Source organism: Pseudomonas multiresinivorans, from assembly GCF_012971725.1.
Taxonomy (GTDB): Bacteria; Pseudomonadota; Gammaproteobacteria; order Pseudomonadales; family Pseudomonadaceae; genus Pseudomonas; species Pseudomonas multiresinivorans.
On the sequence record NZ_CP048833.1, the window covers coordinates 4,683,646 to 4,708,858 of the forward strand.

Sequence of the window (25,213 nt, forward strand, 5' to 3'; positions counted from 1 at the left end):
TGTGAATATCCAACACGGAGATAGCAAGGCGCGGGCCAACTCGAAAAACGTCAGGAGCGACCGGGCAGCAGCAGGGTACGGACGATGGAGAATTCGTGCTCGACCTTGCCGATCAGGCTCTGAGCGCTGGCCAGGTCATTCTGCCGTGCGGCCTCTTCCAGGCGCTTGCATAGGCTGCTCAGTACGGAGGCTCCCATGTTGCCGCAGCTGCCCTTGAAGCTGTGCGCAGCATGGCGCAAGGCCGGCGCATCGCTGACGGCGGATGCCTCGCGGATGCTGCGCAGGCGCTCTTCGGAGTCGCTGAGGAAGGTCTCCACCAGGAGCGGGTACTCGTCTTCCATGATCGACAGCAAATTGCTCAGCACGGCGCCATCGAGATGCGGCTCGGACATGGGGCACTCCCTGGAGGACGGCTCGCCACCCTGCGGGGGACAAGAAGGCCCCGATTATGCCTGAGCCGACCAGAAGAACTCCACGGCCACGGTCTTGCCGTCGCTCGACCATTGGCAGCGATCGGCCAGTTGCCGGACCAGCGTGAGGCCGCGCCCGCAGAGACTGCCGGCAACCTGCTGCGAAGCGAGCACCGCGCCGACGTCGAAACCGTCGCCGCTGTCCTCCACCCGCATCAGCAACCGCCCGCCATCGCCGTGGGGCGCGAGGTCGAGGTGGAAACGCACGAAGCCGTCGTGCAGCTCGTGGAGACGCTGGCTGCGCTCCTGGTAATAGCGGGCGAAGCCGGCGGCATCGCACTTGAGCGTTGAGTCCAGGCCCATCACGCCATGCTCCAGGGCGTTGGAGTAAAGCTCGGCAAGTACGGTGTAGAGCGCTCCGCCGCGCGGGCGCAGGTCGTGTACTTCCATCAGCAGCTGCAGCAGAAAAGGCAGGGGATTGAAATTGCGCAGGGTCGGCGCGCGGAACTCGAAACTGGCGGACCAGTCCAGCGGGCTGCTCAGGCCATTGTCGGAGAACGCCAGCGGCGGGCGCTGCAGCGAGTCCTCGGGGACCAGCGCGACCTCCAGCATGCTGACGTCATCCTGGGCCTCGCCACGGAAGCGCGCCAGGGCGGCCTGGATTCCATCGAACAGGCGCGCGGAGTTCGGCTCGCTGTCATAGGCCTCGCGCAGGCGTTGTTCCCCGAACACTTCGCCGGCGGCATTGCGCGCTTCAAGCACCCCATCGGAGAAGAGAAACACACGGTCGCCCTCCTCCATGGCATAGACCTCGCAGTGGTCGCTGAAGGCAGACGCCTCCAGAATCCCCAGCGGCAAGTGCCGCGAAACCAGCGGCACGATCTCGCGCGGCTGCTGACGCAGCAGGTAGCCATTGGGCAGGCCGCCGTTCCACACCTCCACCAGGCCGCGCTGGAAACTCAGGTTGAGCACCGCGGCGCAGCAGAACACCCCCACCGGGAGGATGCGCTTGAGCTTGGCATTCATCTCCCGAAGGATGTCCGCCATCGGGTAGCCCTTGGCGGTCATGCCGTAGAACACCTCGGCCAGCGGCATGGCACCGATGGCCGCCGGCAAGCCATGGCCGGTGAAATCGCCGAGCAGCACGTGCATGCCGCCGGAAGGCTTGAACGCCGCCAGCAGCAGGTCGCCGTTGAACAAGGCAAAGGGTGATTGCAGATAGCGGATATTCGCCGCATTCAGGCATCCCGAATGCGCCACCTTGTCGAACACCGCCTTGGCCACCCGCTGCTCGTTGAGCAGGTGTTCGTTGTGCCGGGCAATCAGGTCGCGCTGCTCCAGCACCATCCGCTGCAGGTGATGCAGGCGCCCCATGGCGCGGATCTTGGCTTCGAGGATGATGCGGTTGTAGGGCTTGGAGAGGAAGTCGTCGCCGCCCGCCTCCAGGCTCTGCACCAGCGCCTCGGGCTCGCTCAGCGAGGTGAGGAAGATGATCGGCACCAGCTCTTCGCCGGCCTGCCGGCGAATCCGCCGCGCCGCTTCGAAGCCGTCCATCACCGGCATCAGCGCATCCATCAGCACCAGCTGCGGGCGCTCCTGGGCGAACAGCGCCAGGGCTTCCAGCCCATTGGCGGCGGTGAGCACACGATGGCCCTGGCGGCTGACGATGGTCGACAGCAGCAGGCGGTCGGCGGCGTTGTCGTCGGCGATCAGTACCGTGAGGAGTTCGGACATGGCTGTTGCCACTGCGGACCGGGCCGCGTCAGCTGATCTTGAACAGCTGCTCGAAGTTGGAAATGGCCAGCACCTTGCGCACATCGGGGTTGCAGTGCACCAGGCTGATCTGCGCGCTCTCGCCACCGGCATGGTCGCGCAGCAGCAGGAGCATCCCCAGCGCCGAGCTGTCCAGATAGGTAGCGCCCTTCAGGTCCACCACGTAGCGCTTGGGAGTAGTCTCGACGCGCTCGTAGGCGTTGCGGAACTCCTGATGTGCGCCGAAATCGAAACGCCCCTGGACCACGATGGTGAGCTCCTGCCCGTCAGCGGAGGGAACGGAAGTGATGGCCATGGGATTCTCCTTATCGATCGATGGTCGCGCACGAGCTTGAAGATGTAGCAGTTAGCGATGACAGCGGCAACCTCGGCGAGCGATGGGAAACCGCCGGGCCAGGCCCGTCTGGCCTTCGCCGCGGGAGTCGATTAATGGACCACCGGTCGACACAGGCATGGCGAATGCCTTTACCCTTTTACGCGTGCGACGCGGGGTGAAGGCTCGCAAGAAGCCTTGTAAGGGTCGCAGCCGCAAGAAGGGGGGAGCATGACCAAGTCCATTCTCATCGCGGCCTGCATTTTGTGTGCAGCGCCGTATGCAGCCGCCCAGGTGATGCAGCGCGAGCTGGGTGACTTCGAACTCAAGTTCGCCAACTCGCCGACGCGCAGCATGGCCCAGGGGTTGGTCCAGCCGGGCCAGGCCAGCAGCACCCAGGGTGGCCTGGACATTACCCACGACAGTGGTTGGTATGTGGGCAGCTGGACATCGAACCTGGAGCAGGAAAAGCCTCTGGAGATCGACAGCTACGCCGGTTTCAAGCACCCGCTGGGCGACGGCAAGCTGGGCTACGAAGTAGGCACCCTGCGCTACAGCCGCCCGGAGCAGCCCGACTACGACAGCCAGGCGCTGTACGGTGGCCTCTCGGTGTTCGGCAGCCGCCTCGGCGCGGCCTACAGCGCCCAGGCCGGGCGCAGCACCGCGACGCTGTTCACCGACCTGGGCGTACAGTCCGACCTCGGTTTCGACGTGACCTTCAAGTACTCCGCCTACAGCTTCGCCTCCCCCGTGAGCCTGAGCAGCGGCGGCAGCGTCAGCGAATACGGCGACTGGTCGCTGAACTTCAGCCGACCATGGAAAGGCATCGACCTGAACTTCTCCTACAGCGGCAGCAGCCTCACCGGCGGCGACTGCAGCGCCTACTCCGGGCACAACGCCTATTGCGACTCGGCGTTCATGTTCAAGGCATCGCGGCCGTTCTTCTGAGCCTGGACATTCTCAGTCCCCGGAGCACGCTCACCCCAGCCCTGGCTGCGCGCCCCGCTCCTGAGGGAGAGGGGGTAGTCCGTGCCAGGGCTGAATCCACCGTTTTTCCTGCACCATTGTTTCCCACTGAGACCGGCCCGCCCGCCTACACCGAACGGCCCCTCTCCCTCGGGAGAGGGCCGGGGTGAGGGGCAAACCGAGCACCAATGGTCGGCGGAGGCGAAAGAGTCAATTTCATTCAAGAGCGCCGCTGCACAAGGGGCTACTCTGCCAGTCACCACACCACGCCCGCAGGCTCTGACCCATGCTGCACCGAGTGAACTGCACTGCCACTGCCCTGCCCGGCCTGCGCACCGTCGAGATCCTCACCCAGCGCAGCTTTCCGCGTCATGCCCACGACGAGTACGGCATCGGTGTGATGCTCGAGGGCGGCCATCGTTCGTGGAGCGGCCGCGGCCAGGTCGAGGCCGGGCCGAGCGACATCATCACCGTGAGCCCCAACGAACTGCACGACGGCATTCCCCTGCGCAGCGCGCCCCGTCGCTGGTGGATGCTGTACGTCGAGCCGGCGCTGATCGCACGACTGGCCGGCAGCGAGATGGCAGGCCGGGAATTTCCGCTGCCGACGCTGGCCGACCCGCGACTCGCCCGACGCATCGCCAGCCTGTTGCAGCGCCTGCCGGACGCTTGCGCCGATGAAGCCAGCGAAGGCCTGCTCGACCTGTTCGGCGATCTGCTCGACCGGCGTACCGCCACGACAGCGGCCGCCCTGCCCTCCCCGAGCGTGGCACGCATGCTCGAACGGATTCACGATGACCCGCGCAACGCTCCCACACTGGCCGAGCTCGCCAGCCTTGCCGGGCTGACACCCTTTGCGGCCCTGCGCCGCTTCCGCCGCGAACTGGGCACCACGCCCCACGCGTACCTGCTGCAGTACCGCGTGCGGGTGGCCCACAAGGCCATCGGCGAGGGCCGCGCGCTGGCCGAAGCGAGCCTGCTGGCCGGGTTTGCCGACCAGTCCCACATGACCCGCGCCTTCGCCCGCCAGCTCGGGCCGACGCCAGGACAATGGCGCTCCTCGCTCAGGGCACCGCTACCAGCACCTTGAGTTCGCCGGCCCCACGGCCTCACTTCTTGCAGACAGGAAACCCACGGGAATGAATGCAGAATTCCTGCTGACGGCGTTCGTCGTCGTTTTGCTGCCCGGCACCGGTGTGCTCTACACGCTGGCCGTCGGCCTCGGCCTCGGTGCCCGCGCAGCCACCCTCGCGGCACTGGGCTGCACACTGGGCATGGTCCCGCAATTGCTGCTTGCGACCTTCGGACTGTCGCTGATCCTGCAGGCCAGCGCGGCCAGCTTCCAGATCATCAGATGGCTGGGCACCGCCTACCTGTTGTTCATCGCCTGGCAGGTATTGCGCGGCAACGGCGCCCTGGCGCTGGACTCGGCCGGCAGCCCGCGCAGCACTACCCAACTGGTGGGCACCGGGCTCTGGCTCAACCTGCTCAACCCCAAGCTCGGGCTGTTCTTCCTGGCCTTCCTGCCGCAGTTCGTGCCGGCCGGCAGCGCGGACGCCAAGGCCCTGTTCCTGGTGCTCGGCCTGGCATTCGCACTGATGACCTTCCTCGTGTTCATCGGCTATGGGCTGCTGGCAGCCCGGGTGCGCGACCACGTGATCGGCCGACCCGCCGTGATGAAAGGGATTCGCTGGGGCTTCTCGCTGGCCTTCGTCGTGCTTGCGCTGCGCCTGGCCGCCGAGACGCTGCCGCCAGCCTAGCCGACCAAGCCGGCGCCCATGTTGATCACCAACCCCAGGATCGCGGTATTGAACAGGAAGCCGATCACCGAGTGCGCCAGCACCACCTTGCGCATCGAGCGCGAGGCGACTTCCACATCGGAGGTCTGCACCGCCACGCTGAGGGTGAAGGAGAAGTAGAGGAAGTCCCACAGGTCCGGATGCTTTTCGCCTTCGGGAAAGCGCAGCACCGGCTTGCTCTCGTGGGCGGCATAGAACATCCGCGCGTAATGCATGCTGAACATGGTGCCGATGAGGAACCAGGAACCGAGCACGGTGCTGGCCGTGAAGGCGTAACGCACCAGCTTCTCGCTGTCACCGGCGTGGGATGCGGTGGCCAGTTCGACGATGATTGCCCCCAGGCTCGCCAGCGCCGCCACGATGATCAACACCAGCACTGCTTCGGCGTTCTCGTCCTCAATGCTCGCCACGCGCTTCACCTGCGCGGCATCGGCGCGCCAGGCCAGCCAACCGATCAGCAGCACGTACAGCCAGGCCATGCCGTTCCACCCCACCAGCACCCGCGTCATGGGGGACAGCCAGTAGCAGGCCAGCCCCGCCAGCACGCCGAACAACCCGGCCCCCAGCAGGCGTGGATGCGCCCGCAGCAACGTGCGATTCACGCGCAGCATGCAGTGCGGTCCAGTTCGGCGGCCGCCAGTTGCGCGACGGTGAGATCGCTCTCTGCGGCCATGCCATCGTCGAGGAACCAGGCGGCGGAAAGACCGGCGAAAGCCAGCACCCACTCCAGCAGGCGCCGCCGATCGACACGGGCATGCTCGACGATCACATCCAGCTGGCGGAGAAAGCGCGCACGCTCGCGAGAGGTGGACAGGTCCGGGTTGCACAGCAGGTTGGCGTAGTCGAACAGGCGCTCGCCATACAGGCGCTTGGGATCGATGGCGCGCCAGCCGCGCTCGCCGAAATCCAGGATGTTGTCGTGGTGCACGTCGCCATGCAGCACGCGTTGATCGTGCTCGCTGGCCAACAGCGCCTCGGCGGTTTCCAGGCAGCGGGGGAACAGGCCGCCGTAACGTACGGCGGCAGGCGCGAGATCGCGGAACCAATCGCGCAGGCAGAGCAGATCCGGCGGCGAATCGTCCCGCGGCCAATGCAGGCGCCGCACCACATCGCAGATGATGCGGCTGGCCTGGTCATCCTCACCGTGCAGCGCCATCCGCATCAGCGAGCGGCTGCCCTCGGCGCGCTCCATCAGGATGGTGTGGCCGTCATAGGCGTACACCAGCGCAGCACCCTCGCCGCTCCACCAGCTCATCACCCGACAGCCGCCCTGCTCTTCGATCTCCAGTGCGCGCTTGATCATCGCTGGACGATCTCGCCAGCGCACCGGCAGAAGGTGGCTGCTGGGCGTGATGATGGGCTCGCCTTCGGGAGTGAGTTGCCACAGGTCCAGGACGCGCTGGAAATCCACAGGAACAGGCGTGGGGAGAGGCATGAAAGGCTTCCGCTGGGAGGACTCCGTGGAGCCTAGCACGCCGCCGCGACGCGCCGCTGGCGCAGTCAGTCTGCGGAGGGTCTCAGACGCTGGGCGAATTCATCGAGCTGCTTCTGCTCGTACTTGTCGGCGGCCAGGCGCGCTTCCTCGCGGTAGCGCTCCACCAGTTTGCGCAAGCCTTCCAGGCGCGCGTACTTCTCCTGCCAGACGGCCCGCGCCTTGTCGACGGTGTCCTGGTGCCAGTTGACGGAGCGGTTCTGCTGCTCCACCGCGCCTTCGAGCTGGGAGAGGAAGCGCTGGTAGTTGATCAGCCACTGGCCGCTGACGCCCTGCTGGCCATTGCGGATCCACTGCTGCTGGTAGTCGAAGCGGTAGCGTTCCAGCTCGGCGAGCTTGCGCTGCGCCTGCTGCAACTGGCCCTGCACCAAGCCGAGCTGGCGCGCGGCTTCGCGCTCGGCCTTGAGCGCCATTTCGACCACCGGGGCCAGGCGTTCGGCACGGCGGTTCACAAGCGCTTCTCCCGCTGCGTCTTCCGTAGGATGGGTGGAGCGCAGCGATACCCATGCTGCGATTCGCCGCAAGCTGAAAGACGATGGGTATCGCAAGCTCCACCCATCCTACGAACAGCTTCGTGGAGACCGGACATCAGCCGGCCTTGCCGCTGACCACCGCGTCCAGCAGGAGGCGGCTGTCGTCAAGGTTCTGGCTTTCGTCCAGCCCCTGGCGGAGGAACTGGCGCATGATCGGGAAACGCTGGATGGCCAGGTCGGTTTCCGGATCGCCACCAGCCACATAGGCGCCAACGCTGATCAGGTCGCGGCTCTGCTGGTAGCGCGACCACAGTTGCTTGAAGCGCTGGGCGTCGCGCAGGTGTTCCGGCGAGGTGACTTGCGGCATCACCCGGCTGATGGAGGCTTCGATGTCGATGGCCGGGTAATGGCCTTCCTCGGCCAGCCGGCGCGACAGTACGAAGTGGCCGTCGAGCACACCCCGCGCGGCGTCGGCGATCGGGTCCTGCTGGTCGTCGCCTTCGCTGAGCACGGTGTAGAAAGCGGTGATCGAACCGCCGCCCTTTTCACCATTGCCGGCGCGCTCAACGAGACGCGGCAGCTTGGCGAACACCGACGGCGGGTAGCCCTTGGTCGCCGGCGGTTCGCCGATGGCCAGCGCAATTTCCCGCTGGGCCTGGGCGTAACGGGTCAGGGAGTCCATCAGCAGCAGGACGTTCTTGCCCTTGTCGCGGAAGTACTCGGCGATACGGGTGCAATACTGCGCGGCGCGCAGGCGCATCAGCGGCGCGTCGTCCGCCGGGGATGCGACGACCACGGAACGCTTGAGGCCTTCCTCGCCGAGGATGTGCTCGATGAACTCCTTCACCTCGCGGCCCCGTTCACCGATCAGCCCGACTACGATGATGTCGGCCTTGGTGAACTTGGTCATCATGCCCAGCAGCACGGATTTACCCACGCCGGTACCGGCGAACAGGCCCAGGCGCTGACCGCGGCCGACGGTCAGCAGCGAGTTGATCGAACGGATGCCGACGTCCATCGGTTCATGGATCGGGTCGCGCGCCAGCGGGTTGATGATCGGGCCATCCATCGGCACCCAGTCCTCGGCACGCATGCCGCCCTTGCCGTCCAGTGCGCGGCCGACGCCATCGAGCACGCGGCCGAGCATGGACATGCCCATGGGCAGACGGCCGGAATCCGGCAGCGGAACCACGCGGGCGCCGGGGGCGATGCCGACGAGGCTGCCCACCGGCATCAGGTAGATCTTGCTGCCGGCGAAGCCCATGACTTCGGCTTCCACCTGCACGGGGTGATAGCCGCCGTCGTTGATCACCTGGCAACGGCTGCCGACGGCGGCCTGCAGGCCTTCGGCCTCCAGCGTCAGGCCGACCATGCGCAGCAGGCGGCCTTCCACCACCGGCTGCGTCGGCAGGCTCACGGCGTCGCTGTAGCCCTGCAGGCGGCGGGCAAAGCTGACGCGATCAAGACGCATCGGGGTCGCCCTGGCCAGCGTCGAGGTCCACATGCAGGTCAGGCTCCAGCGCATGGGTCGCCTGGTCGCGCTGCTGCTCGAAGAGTTGCTTCACGGCCTGGGCCAGGCGCGTCTCGACAGTGGCGTCGATGCGCGAATGTTCGGTCTCGATACGGCAACCGCCGGGCAGCAGGCCATCGTCCTCGATGATCTTCCAGCTTTCCTCGTGGCGGTCGCGCAGCGCCTTCACCAGCTCGAAGTCCTGCGGGTTGACCTGGATACGGATGTTGCTGGCGCCCATGGGCAGCAGCTTGAGTGCCTCGCGCAGCACCAGGCGGATCTGGCTGGAATCGGTGGCCAGTTCGCGCTGCACTACCTGGCGCACCACGTGGGTCACCAGGTTGAGCATGCCTTGTTCGAGCATCTGGTCCTGCTCGGCGATGGGCTCGAGCAGGTGCGACATCAGGGTTTCGAGATTCTGCAGGCGCGGTTGCAGCGCCGCGTCGGCTTCCTGGCGCGCCTTCAGCTGGCCGGCGTGGAAGCCGTCCTTCTCGCCGGTGGAAAAGCCCTCGTTGTAAGCCTCCTGGCGAATCGCCTCGAGCTCGTCCAGCGTCAGTGGCTTGACCTCTTCCTCCGGCACCTCTTCGATCTGCGGCGGTTCGTCGAGCACCGGCTCGGGTTCGGGCTCGGGTTCCGGGGCCGGCCGGGCCGGGTCGAAACTGGGCAGCGACCAACGATCGAACCCCACGGTATCGCGGGCTCGGATCAGCTCGCTGAGCTTGTCCTCGTCCTTGACCAACTTAGATCATCTCCTCGCCGCCCTTGCCGCCAAGCACGATCTCGCCGGACTCGGCCATACGCCGGGCAATGGTGAGGATTTCCTTCTGCGCGCCTTCCACTTCGCTGACGCGCACCGGGCCCTTGGCCTCCAGGTCGTCGCGCAGCAGCTCGGCGGCACGCTTGGACATGTTGCGGAAGATCTTCTCGCGGATCGCCTCGTCCGAGCCCTTGAGAGCCAGCACCAGCACGTCCGAGGAGACCTCGCGCAGCAGCGCCTGGATGCCGCGGTCGTCGACGTCGGCGAGGTTGTCGAAGACGAACATCAGGTCTTCGATCTGGCCCGACAGGTCCTCGTCAACTTCGCGGATGGCGTCCATCAGCGCGCCTTCGACCGAGCTGTCGAGGTAGTTCATGATGTCTGCCGCGCGCTTCACGCCGCCCATGGTGGTGCGGGTGGAGTTGGCGTTGCCGGCGAACTGTTTTTCCAGGATCAGGTTCAGTTCCTTGAGCGCGGACGGCTGCACGGTGTTCAGCGAGGACACGCGCAGGATGATGTCCAGGCGCACCTTGTGGTCGAAGTGGCTGAGCACTTCGCCGGCCTGGTCCGGGTCGAGGTAGGCGACCACGATGGCCTGGATCTGCGGGTGCTCGTAGCGGATCACGTCGGCCACGGCGCGCGGCTCCATCCACTTCAGGCTGTCCAGGCCGCTGGTGTTGCCGCCCAGCAGGATGCGGTCGATGAGGTTGTTCGCCTTGTCCTCGCCCAGCGCCTGGGTAAGCATCTTGCGGATGTAGCTGTCGGCGCCCACGCCCAGGCTGGTCTGGTCGCCGACGATCTCGACGAACTCGCCCATCACCTGCTCGACCTGCTCGCGGTGCACATTGCGCATCTGCGCCATGGCCACGCCGACCTTCTGCACTTCCTTCGGGCCCATGTGGCGCAGCACCTGCGCGGCATCGGTCTCACCCAGGGAGAGCAGGAGAATGGCAGCCTTGTCGACCTTGTTCAGTTTGGCGCTCATGCGGGCTTCACTCATCGGAATTGATCCAGTCCTTCACTACCTGGGCTACGCGCCCCGGGTCCTGGGCGACCAGACTCTTGATCGCATTCAATTGTGCATCGTACCCCTCGGAGGGGCTGGGCAGCAGGATGCTGGCCGGGCCGCCGAGGCTCACGCGGTCTTCGGACAACTCGCCCTCCAGCCCACCCAGCTCGCCCAGGCCGCCTTCGCCGGCGCCGCCGGCCACCAGAGCCTTGCTCTTGTTGCCCGACAGGTTGTTCAGCACCGGGCGCAGCACGCCCAGCACCAGCACCAGGATGAAGACGATACCCAGCACCTGCTTGACCACATCCCAGAACCAGGGCTGCGAGTAGAACGGCGGCGAGGCAATTTCATCACCCAGTTCCGGGGCGAACGGCGCGTTGATTACGCTGACGCTGTCGCCACGGCTAGCGTCGTAGCCTACCGCGTCCTGCACCAGGCGGGTGAAGCGTCCCAGTTCGTCGGCGGTCCAGGGCTGGTGGCTGACTTCGCCGGTCTTCGGATCGGCGATCATGCGGTCATCCAGCACCACCGCGACGGAAAGCCGGCGTAGGCGACCCTGCTGCTGCTTGGTGTAGCTCACCGAGCGATCCAGCTCGTAGTTGCGGGTGTTCTGCTGGCGCTTGTCGGTCGGGTATGGGGCCAGCTCCGGCTTGCCGGTCTTCGGATCGATGATCGTCTGGCCGTTGGCGTCCTTGAGCGGTTGACCCGGAGCGACGAAATCCGCACCGGCGTTCTGACCGGTGGTCTGCGGCGCGCTGGCCGGGTTCGGCGGCTGGTTCGACAGCGCACCCGGCACACCCTGCGGGCCGTTGCTGTTCTGCCGTTCCTCGTTGTTCACCTGCTCGCTGCGCAGGGCCGGCTGGTCCGGGTTGAACGACTCGGAGGTGGATTCCACCGCGCTGAAGTCGACGTCGGCGGACACCTCGGCCTTGTAGCGGCCATTGCCCAGGACCGGAGCAAGGATGCTGTGCACGCGCTGGGTGAAGTTGCTTTCCATGCGGCGGGTGAAGTCGAACTGCTTGCCGGCCATGGTCAGCTCGGAGAGCTCCTGCTGGTCGGAAAGTAGATTGCCCTTCTGGTCGACCACGGTGACCTGGGACTTGTCCAGTTCCGGCACGCTGGTGGCGACCAGGTTAACGATGGCCAGCACCTGGCTCGGCTCCAGGCTGCGGCCCGGGTACAGCTCGACCAGCACCGAGGCGCTGGGCTTGCGGTCGTCACGGACGAACACCGAGCTCTTCGGGATCGCCAGGTGCACGCGGGCGCCCTTGACGTTGTTCAGGCTGGCGACGGTGCGCGCCAGTTCGCCTTCCAGGCCGCGACGGTAGTTGGTCGCTTCCATGAACTGGCTGGTGCCCAACGCCTGCTCCTTGTCGAGGATCTCGAAGCCGACGTTGCTGTCGGTCGGCGCCAGGCCCGCGCCGGCCACTTTCATGCGCGCACGGCCGAGGTCGTCGGCCTTGACCAGCAGCGCGCCGGAGTTGGGCTCGATCTTGTAGCCGATATCGGCGGCGGACAGCGCCTCGACCACCTTGTTCGCGTCGACGCCATTGAGGCTGCCGTAGAGCGGCTTGTAGTCCGGCTGCTGCGACCACAGCACCATGCCGAAGCCGATGGCGATGCTCGCGGCGAGGCCGACCAGCAGGCCGACCTGGCGCAGCACCGGCATGTCCGCGAGGTTCTCGAGGAAGGCCAGGCCCAGCAGCGGCTTTTTCGGCGCGTCGGCGCCGACCTTGGCCGGAATCTGGCTATCAACAACGGAGGCTTGGGACATTACCTACGATCCTCGCCGATCAAACCGGCATCTGCATGATGTCCTGGTACGCCTGCACGAGCTTGTTGCGTACCTGGGTCATCGCCTGGAAAGAAACACTGGCCTTCTGCGAGGCGATCATCACGTCGGTGAGATCGACCCCTTTCTGCCCCATCTCGAAGGCGGAGGCCATGTCGGAGGCGGCCTGCTGGGTACCGTTCACCTTGTCCACGGCCTGGCCGAGCATTTGCGAGAAGCTCGGCGCCCCCGCTTCGACCGGCGCTGCCTGCGTCGTCTTCGCCTTGGCCATGGCCTCCATTTGCATGGAGCGCATTTCCAGCAGCAGACGATTGAACTCGATACCCTGACTCATCACTCACCCCTCCGACTGGCCGCGGTTTTTTGACACTGCGCGGCGCTTTGCAGAGGTGATTGCAACTTGGGTGCCAGGTTTTCAAGACGCAGAAAAATCGAAGAAGGAGGCTCTGGGCAGGGCCTTTCAGGGGAAAGGCAAATACGCGGATGGCAGCTGTTTCGACGCAGGGACAGGACTTACCTGTAGGAGCGAGCTTGCTCGCGAACAACCCCGCTGCAGTATCGGTTCGCGAGCAAGCTCGCTCCTACGAAAAGCCCGCCCTACCTGGCCTGCAGAGCGCCAAGAAAAGACCCGCACAAAGGCGGGCCAAGAGGGGGTTCTTTGTTTGCCGGTCAGCTGGCGTAGAGATAAGCCTCCACATCCATGCCGGCATCACGCATCTGCGCGAGCTTGTAGCGCAGGGTGCGCGGGCTGATGCCCAGGCGCTCGGCGGCTTCCTTGCGGCGGCCGCGCTCGCTGCGCAGGGTTTCGATGATCATCTGGAACTCGCGGCGCTTGAGGTCTTCGCCCAGTTGTCCGGCCTCGGTGGAGGCGCCTGACGGAATGTCGACGCTGGCCGAAGTCGGCGGCGGCGCCGGTGCCGGCACTGCCGACAACACCGGGCGCGGTGCCAGGCCGATGGGAGAGGTCAGGCACAGGTCAGCGGCCAGCACCTGGCCGCCCTGCTGCAGGATCAGCGAGCGCTGGATGGCGTTGTCCAGCTCGCGCACGTTGCCCGGCCAGGGGTGCGTCAGCAAAGCGGCGCGGGCGCAATCGGCCAGGGTGACGGGCGCGTGATTCATCTTGCGCGCGTACTTGGCCAGCAAGCGTTCGGCCAGCGGCAGGATGTCGGCAGGACGTTCGCGCAGCGGACGCCAGGCCAGCGGGAACACCGACAGACGATAGTAGAGGTCTTCGCGGAACCGGCCGGCAGCCACTTCACCCAGCAGGTCGCGGTTGGTGGTGGCGAGCACGCGGATATCCAGGCTGATCGGCTTGCGCGCGCCGACTCGCTCCACCTCGCGCTCCTGCAGCACGCGCAGCAGCTTGGCCTGCAGGGCCAACGGCATCTCGGAAATTTCGTCGAGCAGGATGGTGCCCCCGTCAGCCAGTTCGAACTTGCCCGGCTGGGCAGCGATGGCACCGGTGAAGGCACCTTTCTCGTGGCCGAACAGGGTGGCCTCGAGCATGTTGTCGGGAATCGCCGCGCAGTTGATCGCAACGAAAGGCTTGCCGACGCGGGGCGACTGCTGGTGGATGTACTGCGCCAGCACCTCCTTGCCGGTACCGGATTCGCCGGAGATCAGCACGGTGGAATCGCTGCGCGCGACACGGGCAGCCAGCTCCAGCAACTGCTGGCTGGCCGGTTCCAGGGCCACCGGGCCTTCGCCGGCACTGGCCGACACAGCCCCCAGCGCGTGACGGGCCACCAGCTCCAGCAGCGCACGCGGCTCGAACGGTTTGACCAGGTAGTCGGCAGCGCCTTGGCGCATGGCATCCACGGCGCGGTCGACGGCGCCATAGGCGGTCATCAGCAGCACCGGCAATTGCGGGTAACGCTTGCGGATCAGGCCGAGCAACTGGTGCCCGTCCATGCCCGGCATGTTGACGTCGCTGATCACCAGGCTGAAGGCATCCTTCTCCAGCGCCGGCAGCGCGGCCTCGGCGCAATCGACGGCAATGAAGTCGTGCCCGCCGAGCGACAGGGTGTCGCAGAGGGCTTCACGAAGGGCGCGGTCGTCTTCGACCAGCAGGACTTTGGCGGCCATGGAAATCACTCCTCGTGGACGGCGGATTGAGCCAGGATCAGCGGCAGGACCAGGGTGGCGCAGGTACCGACACCCGGCCGCGAGCGCAGAAGCAGTTCACCCTGGTGAGCCTTGGCGACAGCTTTCACCACCGCGAGGCCGAGGCCGGTGCCGGTGGTCTTGGTGGTGAAGAAGGGTTCGCCGAGACGCGCCAGGGTTTCGGCGCTCATGCCCGGACCGTTGTCGCTGACGCTCAGGCGCAGGCTGTTGCCGCGCTGGTAAAGGTGCACCTTCAGGCGCACTTCGCGGCCGGCGGCCTGGATGGCGTTCTCCACCAGGTTGAGCACGGTGCCGACCAGCGTGTCGCGGTTGCACAGCAGCTCGCCGACGCGAGCGTCGCACTGCCACCGCAGGTTCAGGCCGGCGACATGAGATTCGGCCGCCGCGCGAAGACTGGTGAACAGCTGGTTGGGGGCCAGGCGGTCCGGCAACGGCAGTTCGCCGCGAGCGAATACCAGCATGTCGCGCACCTGGCTTTCCAGCTCGTGCAGGCGCTCCTTGATGCGGCCGGCAAAGCGTTGCTGCTGCTCGACCGGCAGCTCGCCTTCGCTCAGGTGGCCGGCGTAAAGCATGGCGGCAGACAGCGGGGTACGGATCTGGTGAGCCAGGGAAGCGACCATGCGGCCGAGGGCGGACAGGCGCTCGTGACGGGCGAGCTGGTCCTGCAGACGACGGGTTTCCGTCAGGTCGTTGAGCAGGATGAGCTGGCCGGGCTCGCCGTTCAGCGGGCGAATGGCGATGGACACACGGCGACCATCGCGCAGGGAGACTTCGTGGCCGTCGTCGGCACGCGGGGCGAAGCTGCGGGAGATGACTTCGCGCCAGAGCATGCCCACCAGGGGCTTGCCGAGCAAGGCGACCGCCACCGGATTGGCGTCGCGCACCACGCCCTGGCCGTCGATCATGATGACGCCGCCGGGCAATACGTCGAGCAGGCTCTGCAGGCGGTTGGCCTGGCGCTCCTTCTCCGCCAGCTCCTGCATGCGCTGCGCGCTGACCAGGGCCAGTTCGCCCTTGAGCTCGGTGACGCGGGCTTCCAGCAGGCTGTAGGACTGGTTGAGCTGGCTGGACATCTGGCTGAACAGCTCGAAGGTCTGCTCCAGATGGGCGCGGCTCTGCTGCTCCACCGGCACCTGCTCGGAGGGCCGGGAAGCGAGTTCAGTCTGGCGATTGGTGGCGGGCATCATGCGGTTCTTCCTCATCCGTCCGACGGCGTGAATCTGTCGGTCGGATGAGTCTTAGCAAACCGCGTGCCTAAAAATTACTCGTTATATTTCAATGACTTGAAAAAACGAGTATGACGAAGGCGTCAATCCTCCGCCATTTCCTCTTCGCGGCGGCTCATGCCGTACTTGCGCATTTTCTCCACCAGGGTGGTCCGGCGGATGCGCAGGCGTTCGGCGGCACGGGCGACTACACCGCTGGCGTCGTCCAGCGCCTGCTGGATCAGCCCCTGCTCCAGGTTGGCCAGGTAGTCCTTCAGGTCGATGCCCTCGGCCGGCAGCATGGCCGGCGAGTCCAGGCCCGGCAGGCCGGCGGTGATCGCCGCGCGCTCTTCCAGTTCCTCGCGCAGGCTGGTCGCCAGCTGCTCGTCCTCGTCGTCGACGTGACGGAACTTCTTCGGCAGCTCACCCACTCCGATCACGCCGTAGGGATGCATGATCGCCAGACGCTCGACGAGGTTGGCCAGCTCGCGCACGTTGCCCGGCCAGTCGTGACGGCAGAGCGACATGATGGCGGCCGAGTTGAAGCGGATCGAACCGCGCTTCTCGTGCTCCATGCGCGAGATGAGTTCGTTCATCAGCAACGGGATGTCCTCGACGCGCTCGCGCAGCGGGGCCATCTCGATGGGGAAGACGTTGAGGCGGTAGTACAGGTCCTCGCGGAAGCTGCCGTCCTCGATCATCTTCTCGAGGTTCTTGTGGGTCGCGGCGATGATGCGCACGTCGACGTTCTGCGTCTTGTTGCTGCCCACGCGCTCGAAGGTGCGCTCCTGCAGCACACGCAGCAGCTTGACCTGCATCGGCAGCGGCATGTCACCGATCTCGTCGAGGAACAGCGTGCCGCCGTTGGCCAGCTCGAAGCGGCCCGCACGAGTGGTGATGGCGCCAGTGAACGCGCCCTTCTCGTGGCCGAACAGTTCGCTTTCCAGCAACTCCGCCGGGATCGCGCCGCAGTTGACCGGCACGAATGGCGCATCGCGACGCTTGGAGTGGTAGTGCAGGTTGCGCGCCACCACCTCCTTGCCGGTGCCGGATTCGCCGAGAATCAGCACGCTGGCATCGGTATCGGCGACCTGCTGCATCATCTGCCGCACCTGCTGGATGGCACGGCTGGTGCCCACCAGGCTGCGGAACAGGTTGGGCTCGCGCTGGCGGCCACGCTCACGGGCCTGGTCGTACATCTCGCGATAGACCTGGGCGCGGTGCAGGGAGTCGAGCAACTTGTTGTAGCTGGGCGGCATCTCGAGGCTGGCCAGCACGCGGCGGCGCAGTTCCTCGGGCCATTCGTTGGGCACCGGCTCGCCCATCAGCAGCACGGGCAGGTATTCGTCCCAGGCGGCGAGCTGCTTGAGCAGCTCCAGCGCCCCGCCCTTGCTTTCCACGGCGCCAACCAGCACGCAGAGCACGTCGCGGCTGCCGTTGGGCAGCGGGTCAACGGTCTGCCGCCAGTCACGGCTGCTGCAGGAGAGTTGGTCTTCACCCAGGAAGCTGATGATCACCGAGAGGTCCCGGCAGCGGTCCTGGTTGTCATCGATCACGAGGATTTTCGTTTCGCGCCACATCTTAGCTTGTCATCCCGGGCTTGAAGGCCGTCGTACGGCGGCTGACACGACCTGGCCACAGCACAAATTCCTCGTGCTAGCCAGCATTTGGCCACTAGTTAAGTCAAAATTGTGGCTCGAGTCAAATTTATGGCGTGTTTTTTTTGATGCAGCCCGACGAAGGGTGTTGATCCTTGTCATGGCAATCGAACTGGAGGGTAGTTCGAAGCGCAGAAGGCGGCCACCGGTACCTGACCGATCACCGCCCGAAGAAAGCCGATCCGAATGGATCAGCCGAACATCTGGTAGACCTTGGCGCCCTGGTGGGAGCGATTGACGCGGACGATCTCGCTGGCCACGTCTTCGCGCTGCCGGGTGACAGCGTGGACCAGCTCGCGGTAAAGCGCCAGCAATCCTTCCAGGCTGCGCTTGAGTTCGCTGTCATCGTCCATCGGCTCGACCATCGCGGCATCGACGTGCTCGCGACACTGAAGGTCGAGCTGGGCGACCGTTTCCCAGTCTTCCTGGGCCAGTGCGACGCCGAGAGCGAGGCGGGTCTGTTCGATCTGCTGGACGGCGAGAGTCATGTTCGGTATCTCCTGGCAGGCCGCAATCACGGAGCGATGGCGTCCCAGCCTTCCTTGATGGTGCGCAGCAGACCCGAGACTTCGTCGAGCACTTGCACTTCATTGCTGCGGTTGGCGTCGCCCAGGCGACGGCTCATGTAGTCGTACAGGTTGGCATAGTTTTCCGCCACCTCACCACCCGCCTCGAAGTTCAGCGCTTCGCGCAGGCCGGCGATGATCGCGGAGGCCTTGGCGATCAGCATGCCCTTCTGGGCGAACTGCTCGCGCTCCATCGAGCCGCGAGCCTGGGCGATGCGGCTCAGGCCACCTTCCATCAGCATCTGGATCAGACGATGGGGAGAGGCGTCGTGCACCTGCGACTGGTTGTTCACATTCTGGTACTGGCGCAGCGCTGCCGAAGCGTTCATCTGATTTCCCCTTGATTCGCTGAACGATCAAATCGTCGATATTCAAAGTATCGGCGCTGGCGGGAAAACCTTTAGGCAAAAATCTGCACGAGCGTACGGCCCCGCAACCCGCCGCAGAGCGGCGGGCCGCTCAGGAATCAGTTGTCCGAGCTGCTGGTCTTGTTCAGCGCGTTGAGCGTGGTCAGCACGCTGGACTTGGTCGCGTTGAGCTGGGCAACCAGGGTGTCCATGGCGGTGTACTTGGCCATGAGCGTTTCGGTCAGCTTGGCCATGCGGGTGGTCAGCTTGGTGGACTGGTCCGCCAGGTCGCTCAGGGTATCGTTCAGCGCAGACTGGCGCTGGTCGATCAGCCCGTTGGTCTTGGTGTACAGGTCCATGCTTTTGCTCATGCGCGAGAGCAGGCCGCCGTCACCGGTGAAGAAACCCTGCACCGAGGAGAAGTTCTTCTCCAGGGCCTTGTCGAGCTTCTCGCTGTCGACCTCCAGCGTACCGTCGTTCTTGGTGGTGACGCCCAGCTGGGAGAGCAGCTTGATGCTGCCTCCGTCAGTGGAGGAACCAACCAGTTGGGTACGCAGGGTGTTGAGCAGGTTGCGGGTCATCGAGTCACTGGCCAGCGAGGCGGCCGACGTGGTCGGGTTGCCGCTGGAATCCGTGGTGGTGGTGACCTTGGTCAGCGAATTGATGCTGGTCATCAGCGCGTTGTAGGCATCGACGAACGACTGCACGGAACTCTTCAGGCCGTCGGTGTTGGTATTGACGCTGAGGGTGGATTTGCCCTCGGCCACCAGGCTGAATTCCACGCCGCTGATGGCGCTGGAAATCTTGTTCACCGAGCTGCTCATTTCCAGCCCGTCGATGGTGTAGCTGGCATTCATCGCCGGCTTGTCGACGTAGCCACCCGCGGTGGCGGAGGCCTTGGTGCCGGCGCCATCGATCGCGAGGACCTGCAGGCTGCTGTCGCCGGAGGTCGTGACGCTGATATCGCTGCCGGCACCGGTGACGCTGGAGCCCAGCACCAGGCGCGGACCGTTCGAGTCGGTGATGATGTTGGCGGTGAAACCGCTGTCCTTGAGCTGGCTGTTGATGCTGTCACGGATGTCCGTGAGGCTGGCACCTGCCTTGACGTTTACCTTGTAGGTGCTGCTGCCCTGGCTGATGGTCAGGCTGCCGGCACCGAAGGAGGCGGACTTGTCGACGTACTGGGTGGCCACCTTGGAGCTGGTCGCCAGGTTCTTCACTTCGATGTTGTAGGTGCCGGCAGAAGCGCCGGTGCCCAGGGTCGCGGTCAGCGCGTCGGCGTTGGAGCTTTTGACGGCGAGACCGGCGAAGGCATTGGAGTCGGGGTCGTTGAGTTTGCCCAGAGCGGTCTGGAAGGTCGACAGGGCGCTCTTGAGCGAACCGACACCGGAGAGCGTGGTGTTGGTGGCGGTCTTCTGATTGGCGATCTGATTCGACTTTGGCGCTTTCTGCGCGTTGACCAAAGCGGTCACGATGGAGTCGATGTCGTATCCCGACCCTACACCGTTGATCGAAGTCCCGGCCATTTGCCTACCCTCCTGTCCAATTTTCTGGCGGTTCTCAGAGTGCCGCCTGCGTCTGGTAACGCTTCATTCAAGAATCGCGCCAAGGATCTCTAATTAAGGAGATCGATCAGGCGCGTTCGCTGAACAACAGATTACCCGCTTCCTTCAGGCTTTCTGCCAACTTGAGTGCAACTTCCGAAGGAATCTGGCGTATGACCTCGCCAGTATCGGAGGCCACGACCTTCACGACGGTTTCGCCGCTGGCGTCGTCCACCGAGAACTCCAGGTTGCGTTGCACCGACTGGGCCTGCTCACGCAGCCGGCTGACGGCTTCGTTCAGGCTGCGAGCCTTGTTGCTCGCCGGCGATTCCTTGGCGCTCTGCGGCAAGCTGTTGCCGCTGACCGGCTTGCTGCCCGCGGCGGCGCTGTCGACCGGGCGCGGGTTGTTGATTCCGAGGCTGGTATCCATCAGGTGTTACCCTCCGAATGCAAAACAAGGAAGGGCGCCGGGCGCCCTTCCTTTCCTTTTTTTGCCTTTCGGCAACCCCTTACTGGAGCAGCTTCAGGACAGCGGAAGGCAGCTGGTTGGCCTGGGCCAGAACCGCGGTAGCGGCCTGTTGCAGGGTCTGCTGCTTGGTCATCTCCGCGGTTTCTGCGGCGAAGTCCACGTCCTGGATGGTGCTGCGTGCAGCGGTGGCGTTCTCGGACACGTTCTGCAGGTTCGAGATGGTGCTGTCCAGGCGGTTCTGGATGGCACCCAGCGAGGAACGCTGGCTGTCGATCTGCTTCAGGGCGGCGTCGATCACCTGGGTAGCCGATTGGGCACCTTTGGCGGTCGCGATGTCCAGCGCCTGAATGGTGGAGTTCGAGGTGACCACAGCGTGCGCGCTGCCGGCGCCAGTGCCCACACCTGCGGTGAAGTCCTTGCCGGAAGTCAGCGAGATGGAGGTGGTGGTGCCGCTGCTGCCAGCCGCGCCAGCAACTGCTGCCACGCCGCTGATGTTGGTGTTGATCGCCGAGACGATGTCGTTGGCGCTGGCGCCCTTGGCGTAGCTGACCTGGGTACCGTTGACAGTGACCGAGCCGGCGGTGGCTGCAACGCCGCCCGTGCCGGAAAGCACGGTGGACAGGTCCAGGGTGCCGGAAGCCAGTTGCGAGGTGCCTTTCAGCGCGGTGGCGCTCATGTCGCTCAGGGTGAAGCTGACGGTTTCGTTGGCGTTGGCGCCGACCTGGAAGGTCAGGGTGCCGTTGGTGCCGGCGGTGCCGTCGAGCAGCTTGATACCGGAAGTGCCGCCACCGAAGGTGGTGGTCTTGGAGATACGGGTCAGTTCAGCGGTCAGCGACTTGAACTCCTGGTTCAGCGAGGTCTGGTCTTCGCTGCTGTTGGAGCCGTTGGCGGACTGCAGGGACAGTTCACGCATACGCTGCAGGATGTTGGTGGACTCCTGCAGGGCGCCTTCGGCGGCCTGGGCGATGGAGTTGGCGTCCTGGGCGTTCTTCACGGCTACGTTCAGGCCGTTGACCTGGCTGGTCAGACGGTTGGAGATCTGCGAGCCGGCGGCGTCGTCCTTGGCGCTGTTGATACGCAGGCCGGTGGACAGACGGGTCATCGAAGTGTTCAGGTTGTTGGCGGCCTTGGTCAGGTTCTTTTGAACCGACAGCGAGGCGATGTTGGTGTTGACGGTAAGAGCCATGACGAATTCCTCGTATTAGGGCTAAGTGGCCTCCCTGCCCGATTGATTCGAAATGGCGTGGAGAACCTTCGTTAGGGTTATCGTCCCAAGTCGGGTGGGCTTTAACTTTTTTTTCGAATTTTCTTCAGACCGGCCTGTAGGGCACGGCTGGCCTCGTTCTTGCAATACCCCCTCGCACGCGCCAAAGCTCCGTCACACGCAGGCCCTACATGTCCCCACACAAGCTCCAATCCGAGATTCAGCGCCTCAGCCAGGCGCTGCAGGTTGCCGAAGACCGCGAAGATCGCGGCGAGCAGATCCGTCTATATGAAGCTCTGGCGAAGCTGGCTCCAGACACGGCGATGGTTCACGCCAAGATCGCCCGCCTGCACCTGGAGCTGCAGGACCCGCAATCGGCGGAGCCCTGGGCCGAGCGTGCGCTGGACATGAGCACCGACCCCAAGGTCGATGAAGAGCTGCTCGACACGATGCGAACCCATCGGCTGTTCATCAAGAACCTTGAGCGTGCCGAACGCTGGTACCAGGCCTCGCCGAGCCTGCCGCGCATGGCGCTGTATGGCGCAGCACTGAGCCTGCGCAAACGCTTCGACGAAGCCGAAGCTCTTTATACGAAGGCGCTGGAGAAACCGCTGGAGCCATGGCAGCAGAGCATCCTGCTTGGCCTGCTGGGCACGCTGTACTTCGAATGCGGCCGCTTCCACGACAGCGTCGCCTGCCATCGTCTGACGATGGAACTGGCTCCCAACTACTACTACGGCCCGTTCAACCTCGCGCTGTCCCTGGAGCAGGTAGGCCGTTATCAGGAGGCCTACCGTCTCTATGAACAGATGCTACAGAAAGCGCAGGAGCACTCAGGCACGCATAACAACCTGTCACTGCTGCAGCTGCGCTTCAAGCAATTCGATATCGCCTGGCCCAGCTACGAAGCGCGCTGGAAGACCTCGCTGAAGGAGCATCACCAGGAGTTCAATACGCCGCGCTGGCGTGGCGAGCCGCTGGAGGGCAAGACGCTCCTGGTCTGGGCCGAACAGGGCATCGGCGACCACATCATGTTCGCCAGCATGCTGCCTGACCTGCTCAAGCTGGGCGGCCAGGTGCATGTCGAGACCTACGACCGCCTCTACCCGCTGCTGCACCGCAGCCTGCCGGGGCTTTCCATCATCCAGCGCGAAAGCACCGGCCAGGTCCACAATGGCCAGCGCATGATGCATCGCCAGACCTGGCCGCGCAGCGACTACCAGATTCCCATGGGCAGCCTGGGCGAGTTCCTGCGCCCTACCCTCGCCTCCTTCGCCGGCCCGCGTGCCTTCCTCCAGGCTGACCCGCAACAGGTGAAAACCAAGCGCGCCGAGTACCAGCAGCTGTTCCCCGGCAAGCGTCTGGTGGGGATTTCCTGGCGCGGTGGCACCGACACTGCCAACGACATGCAGAGCCGTCGCATCGAAATGCAAGAACTGGCGCAACTGGCCAGGCTGGACAACGTGCAGCTCATCAACCTGCAGTACGGCAATACCGCGCCTGAACGTGCCGAGGCCGAAAGCCTGGGGCTGCACATTCACCACGATGCGAATGTCGATCCGCTCAAGGACATGGACGCCCAGGCCGCGCAGCTCTGCGCACTGGACGCCGTGCTGAGCATCGACAACACCACCGTTCACCTGGCCGGCGCGCTCGGCGTGCCGACTTTCGTGCTGCTCCAGCTCAATCCCAACTGGCGCTGGGGCGTCGACGACACGACCAGCTACTGGTATCCATCCGTACAACTGATCCGCAACCGCGAGCTGGGCCGCTGGAGCGAAGCCCTTGAGCAGGCCGTACAACGCATGCGCGGGAGCGGCGTGCTATGAGCGCCACCCAGGCAAACACCTTTCAACCGGCCCGCCCGCGCGGCGCCCGTCAACCCTGATCGCCAGCGACTCCGCTTGGAGGAGAACCACAGTGTCCCAATCTTTTGAAGCCCGCATTGCCCAGGCTCAGCAACTGCAACAGAGCGGTCAGCGGGAACAGGCCGTCAGCGCCTTCCGCGAATTGCATGGCGAACGCCCTGACGATCTGCCGGTGCGCCTGAGCCTGGCCATCACCCTGGGCGAACTCGGCCAGCACAACGACGAAGCCCTCGAACACCTGCTGCATATCCAGCGCGCCGTGCCGGACAACGCGGCGGTGAACAGCCTGCTCGGCCGCCTGCTGGTGCGCCTGCGCCGTTACGACGAAGCCCATCCGTACCTGCACCTGGCCGTGCAGATCGACGCGGAAGACTTCGAAGCGCGCAATACCCTGGCCACGCTCGCACTGTTCCAGGGCCACCTGGAAGAGGCCTATCACTGGCTGGCCAGCCTCTCCACCTACGAGAAGCGCGCCGACACCGCCGACCTGCTGGCCCAGCTGGAAATGCTCCAGGACCTGCGCCAGGCCGAGGCCAGCAGCTTCTTCGGCAAGGCGCGAGTCTTCGCCCGTTCCAGCAACGCCGCCACCGCCGGCGGCCCGCCGGGTGCCAAGGCGATCATGGAACGCAATCCGAGCCAGCTTGAAGATCTGCTGGCGGTCACCGGGTGGCAGCGTGTCGAGGCTGGCACCTTGAACCTGCAGGCGCTGTTCGATCCGAAGGACCTGGTGCAGAAGATCGCCCCGCTGTTCTTCGAGTCCGGCAACGGCATCGTTTACCCCGCACCGTACGAGCAGGTGCCCTATCTGCGCATGGGCTACTTCTACTACCAGGGTTTCCTGCAGTTCGAGGGCCGCCATGCGCCGGTGCTGATCCGCCGCGCCGCCGTGCCTTCCTCGCCGGATGTGCTGGAAGTCTGGGCCGAGCACAACCTGCGCGAGCAGCTCAACCTGGTGGATGGCAACGACGTGCTCTGCTACCTGCGCAGCCCCGAGGCCGCGCCGGAAGACAGCCAATGGCGCGACTGCAAGCTGGACGTGCATGAGAACTTCTTCTCGCAGTCCCAGGTATTCGGCGCCAACAAGGAGCTGTACCAGGGCCACGAAGGCTGGGACCTGCCCGGCGCCCGCCCGACGCTGTTCCGCATGGAGCGCTATGCGCTGGAAAAATGGCTCTCGCCCACCGACCGTGTGCTGGACATCGGCTGCAACATCGGCTGCTTCGGTATCGAAGTGGCACAGAAAGTCGGCAGCTACCTGGGCTTCGACAACAACGACTCGCTGATCCGCATCGCCGAGCGCCTGGCGCAATACCATAAGGTGAAGAACTGCGAATTCCGCACCTGCACCTATGAAGACCTGCGCGCAAGCGAACCGGACCTGTTCGACGTGATCTTCTCCTTCGCCGTGCACGTGTGGATCGGCAAGCCGATGCCCGACTATGTTGCCGACCTGAAAAGCCTGCTCAAGCCCGGCGGCATCGTGGTCATCGAGAGCAACGACCTGAAGATGAACGACACCAAGTTCTTCGCCAACGTGCGGCACTTCTACGAGCAGGGCTTCTTCCTGCTGTACCAGGGCCAACTGCTGGACGACAAGGTCCACCACCGTGGCTTCTGCGTATTCAAGCGGCTGGACTGACCCACCGCTGCGATAAAAAAGGCCCGGCGTTTGCCGGGCTTTTTCTTTGGCCTTTGGGGTTGTTTGCAGGAGCGAGCTTGCTCGCGAACCGCCCAGCTCCTTTGCCGCCAAAATCTGTTCGCGAGCAAGCTCGCTCCCACAGGGGATGCGGCGAGCTCGGGTATCTGCCGGAGGATCAGCAATCTTCCGCGAAGGATTTCGCGGATAAGGGCCAGGCGTTCCCTCTCTCCGGCAGGAGCCGCTCGTACTGACAAAAAAAGCCTCCGCAAGGGGGGCTTTCTCTTGTCGATCAGGA

The 25,213-nt window shown here is 65.0% G+C and carries 24 protein-coding genes; 5 read left to right on the forward strand and 19 right to left on the reverse strand.

The window, feature by feature from the left end:
* Positions 1–50: 50 nt before the first annotated feature.
* Genes G4G71_RS21290 through G4G71_RS21300 form a run of 3 tightly spaced genes read right to left on the reverse strand, consistent with a single transcriptional unit; the run spans position 51 to position 2,478 of the window.
* Positions 51–392 (reverse strand): Hpt domain-containing protein, encoded by a 342-nt coding sequence (locus G4G71_RS21290; RefSeq protein WP_169939941.1) that lies wholly within the window; start codon positions 390–392, stop codon positions 51–53.
* Positions 393–446: 54 nt separating this feature from the next.
* On the reverse strand, positions 447–2,144 hold the full coding sequence (locus G4G71_RS21295; RefSeq protein ID WP_169939942.1) for a SpoIIE family protein phosphatase: 1,698 nt from the start codon (positions 2,142–2,144) through the stop codon (positions 447–449).
* A 28-nt stretch (positions 2,145–2,172) separates the two neighbouring features.
* Positions 2,173–2,478 carry an STAS domain-containing protein gene (locus tag G4G71_RS21300; RefSeq protein WP_054907280.1) on the reverse strand — a complete coding sequence of 102 codons (306 nt, stop codon included), beginning with the start codon at positions 2,476–2,478 and terminating at the stop codon, positions 2,173–2,175.
* 249 nt (positions 2,479–2,727) lie between these two features.
* On the opposite strand from G4G71_RS21300, the gene G4G71_RS21305 reads away from it, so the two are divergent.
* The 3 genes from G4G71_RS21305 (at position 2,728) to G4G71_RS21315 (ending at position 5,222) form a co-directional block, all read left to right on the forward strand.
* On the forward strand, positions 2,728–3,444 hold the full coding sequence (locus G4G71_RS21305; RefSeq protein ID WP_169939943.1) for a TorF family putative porin: 717 nt from the start codon (positions 2,728–2,730) through the stop codon (positions 3,442–3,444).
* A gap of 304 nt (positions 3,445–3,748) precedes the next feature.
* Positions 3,749–4,552 carry an AraC family transcriptional regulator gene (locus tag G4G71_RS21310; RefSeq protein WP_169939944.1) on the forward strand — a complete coding sequence of 268 codons (804 nt, stop codon included), beginning with the start codon at positions 3,749–3,751 and terminating at the stop codon, positions 4,550–4,552.
* Between the two features lie 49 nt (positions 4,553–4,601).
* Positions 4,602–5,222, forward strand: a complete 621-nt coding sequence (locus G4G71_RS21315) for a LysE family translocator (protein ID WP_169939946.1) — start codon at positions 4,602–4,604, stop codon at positions 5,220–5,222.
* On the opposite strand, the gene G4G71_RS21320 is transcribed toward G4G71_RS21315, so the two are convergent.
* The 16 genes from G4G71_RS21320 to G4G71_RS21395 form a co-directional block, all read right to left on the reverse strand.
* Positions 5,219–5,872: a DUF1345 domain-containing protein gene (locus G4G71_RS21320; protein WP_169939948.1), complete on the reverse strand. Its 654-nt coding sequence runs from the start codon at positions 5,870–5,872 to the stop codon at positions 5,219–5,221. The genes G4G71_RS21315 and G4G71_RS21320 overlap by 4 nt on opposite strands.
* Positions 5,860–6,696, reverse strand: a complete 837-nt coding sequence (locus G4G71_RS21325) for an aminoglycoside phosphotransferase family protein (RefSeq protein WP_169939950.1) — start codon at positions 6,694–6,696, stop codon at positions 5,860–5,862. Before G4G71_RS21325 ends, G4G71_RS21320 begins: the two co-directional genes overlap by 13 nt.
* Positions 6,697–6,761: 65 nt before the next feature.
* Complete coding sequence (gene fliJ / locus G4G71_RS21330) at positions 6,762–7,205, reverse strand: flagellar export protein FliJ (RefSeq protein ID WP_169939952.1); 444 nt, start codon at positions 7,203–7,205, stop codon at positions 6,762–6,764.
* 136 nt (positions 7,206–7,341) lie between these two features.
* Positions 7,342–8,697 (reverse strand): flagellar protein export ATPase FliI, encoded by a 1,356-nt coding sequence (gene fliI, locus G4G71_RS21335; protein WP_024764939.1) that lies wholly within the window; start codon positions 8,695–8,697, stop codon positions 7,342–7,344.
* Positions 8,687–9,475 (reverse strand): flagellar assembly protein FliH, encoded by a 789-nt coding sequence (fliH, locus tag G4G71_RS21340; RefSeq protein WP_169939953.1) that lies wholly within the window; start codon positions 9,473–9,475, stop codon positions 8,687–8,689. Before fliH ends, fliI begins: the two co-directional genes overlap by 11 nt.
* A 1-nt stretch (position 9,476) precedes the next feature.
* Complete coding sequence (gene fliG, locus G4G71_RS21345) at positions 9,477–10,493, reverse strand: flagellar motor switch protein FliG (protein WP_017520274.1); 1,017 nt, start codon at positions 10,491–10,493, stop codon at positions 9,477–9,479.
* Positions 10,486–12,276 carry a flagellar basal-body MS-ring/collar protein FliF gene (fliF, locus tag G4G71_RS21350; RefSeq protein WP_169939954.1) on the reverse strand — a complete coding sequence of 597 codons (1,791 nt, stop codon included), beginning with the start codon at positions 12,274–12,276 and terminating at the stop codon, positions 10,486–10,488. The genes fliG and fliF overlap by 8 nt, the downstream gene beginning before the upstream one ends.
* Before the next feature lie 19 nt (positions 12,277–12,295).
* Complete coding sequence (gene fliE, locus G4G71_RS21355; protein ID WP_024764936.1) at positions 12,296–12,628, reverse strand: flagellar hook-basal body complex protein FliE; 333 nt, start codon at positions 12,626–12,628, stop codon at positions 12,296–12,298.
* 335 nt (positions 12,629–12,963) lie between these two features.
* Positions 12,964–14,379: a sigma-54-dependent response regulator transcription factor FleR gene (gene fleR / locus G4G71_RS21360; RefSeq protein WP_169939955.1), complete on the reverse strand. Its 1,416-nt coding sequence runs from the start codon at positions 14,377–14,379 to the stop codon at positions 12,964–12,966.
* Positions 14,380–14,384: 5 nt separating this feature from the next.
* A complete protein-coding gene (locus tag G4G71_RS21365; protein WP_169939956.1) occupies positions 14,385–15,605 on the reverse strand; it encodes a sensor histidine kinase in 1,221 nt (406 codons plus the stop codon).
* A gap of 122 nt (positions 15,606–15,727) precedes the next feature.
* Positions 15,728–17,203: a sigma-54 dependent transcriptional regulator gene (locus tag G4G71_RS21370; RefSeq protein ID WP_054907273.1), complete on the reverse strand. Its 1,476-nt coding sequence runs from the start codon at positions 17,201–17,203 to the stop codon at positions 15,728–15,730.
* A 269-nt stretch (positions 17,204–17,472) separates the two neighbouring features.
* Positions 17,473–17,769, reverse strand: coding sequence for a flagellar protein FliT (gene fliT / locus G4G71_RS21375; RefSeq protein WP_169939957.1), 297 nt, complete (start codon positions 17,767–17,769; stop codon positions 17,473–17,475).
* A gap of 26 nt (positions 17,770–17,795) precedes the next feature.
* Positions 17,796–18,176 (reverse strand): flagellar export chaperone FliS, encoded by a 381-nt coding sequence (fliS, locus tag G4G71_RS21380; RefSeq protein WP_169939959.1) that lies wholly within the window; start codon positions 18,174–18,176, stop codon positions 17,796–17,798.
* 137 nt (positions 18,177–18,313) lie between these two features.
* The gene (gene fliD / locus G4G71_RS21385; protein ID WP_169939961.1) at positions 18,314–19,720 is read right to left on the reverse strand and encodes a flagellar filament capping protein FliD; all 1,407 of its coding nucleotides are present in this window, start codon (positions 19,718–19,720) and stop codon (positions 18,314–18,316) included.
* Positions 19,721–19,826: 106 nt separating this feature from the next.
* The gene (locus G4G71_RS21390; protein ID WP_169939963.1) at positions 19,827–20,168 is read right to left on the reverse strand and encodes a flagellar protein FlaG; all 342 of its coding nucleotides are present in this window, start codon (positions 20,166–20,168) and stop codon (positions 19,827–19,829) included.
* Between the two features lie 79 nt (positions 20,169–20,247).
* Positions 20,248–21,393, reverse strand: coding sequence for a flagellin N-terminal helical domain-containing protein (locus tag G4G71_RS21395; protein ID WP_169939965.1), 1,146 nt, complete (start codon positions 21,391–21,393; stop codon positions 20,248–20,250).
* 209 nt (positions 21,394–21,602) lie between these two features.
* Here G4G71_RS21395 and G4G71_RS21400 point away from each other — a divergent pair, with 209 nt between their 5' ends.
* Together G4G71_RS21400 and G4G71_RS21405 are read left to right on the forward strand one after the other, a co-directional pair.
* On the forward strand, positions 21,603–23,240 hold the full coding sequence (locus G4G71_RS21400; RefSeq protein ID WP_169939967.1) for a tetratricopeptide repeat protein: 1,638 nt from the start codon (positions 21,603–21,605) through the stop codon (positions 23,238–23,240).
* 91 nt (positions 23,241–23,331) lie between these two features.
* Entirely contained in the window at positions 23,332–24,918 is a 1,587-nt protein-coding gene (locus G4G71_RS21405; RefSeq protein WP_169939969.1) for a methyltransferase domain-containing protein, read from the forward strand.
* Positions 24,919–25,213 lie beyond the last annotated feature (295 nt).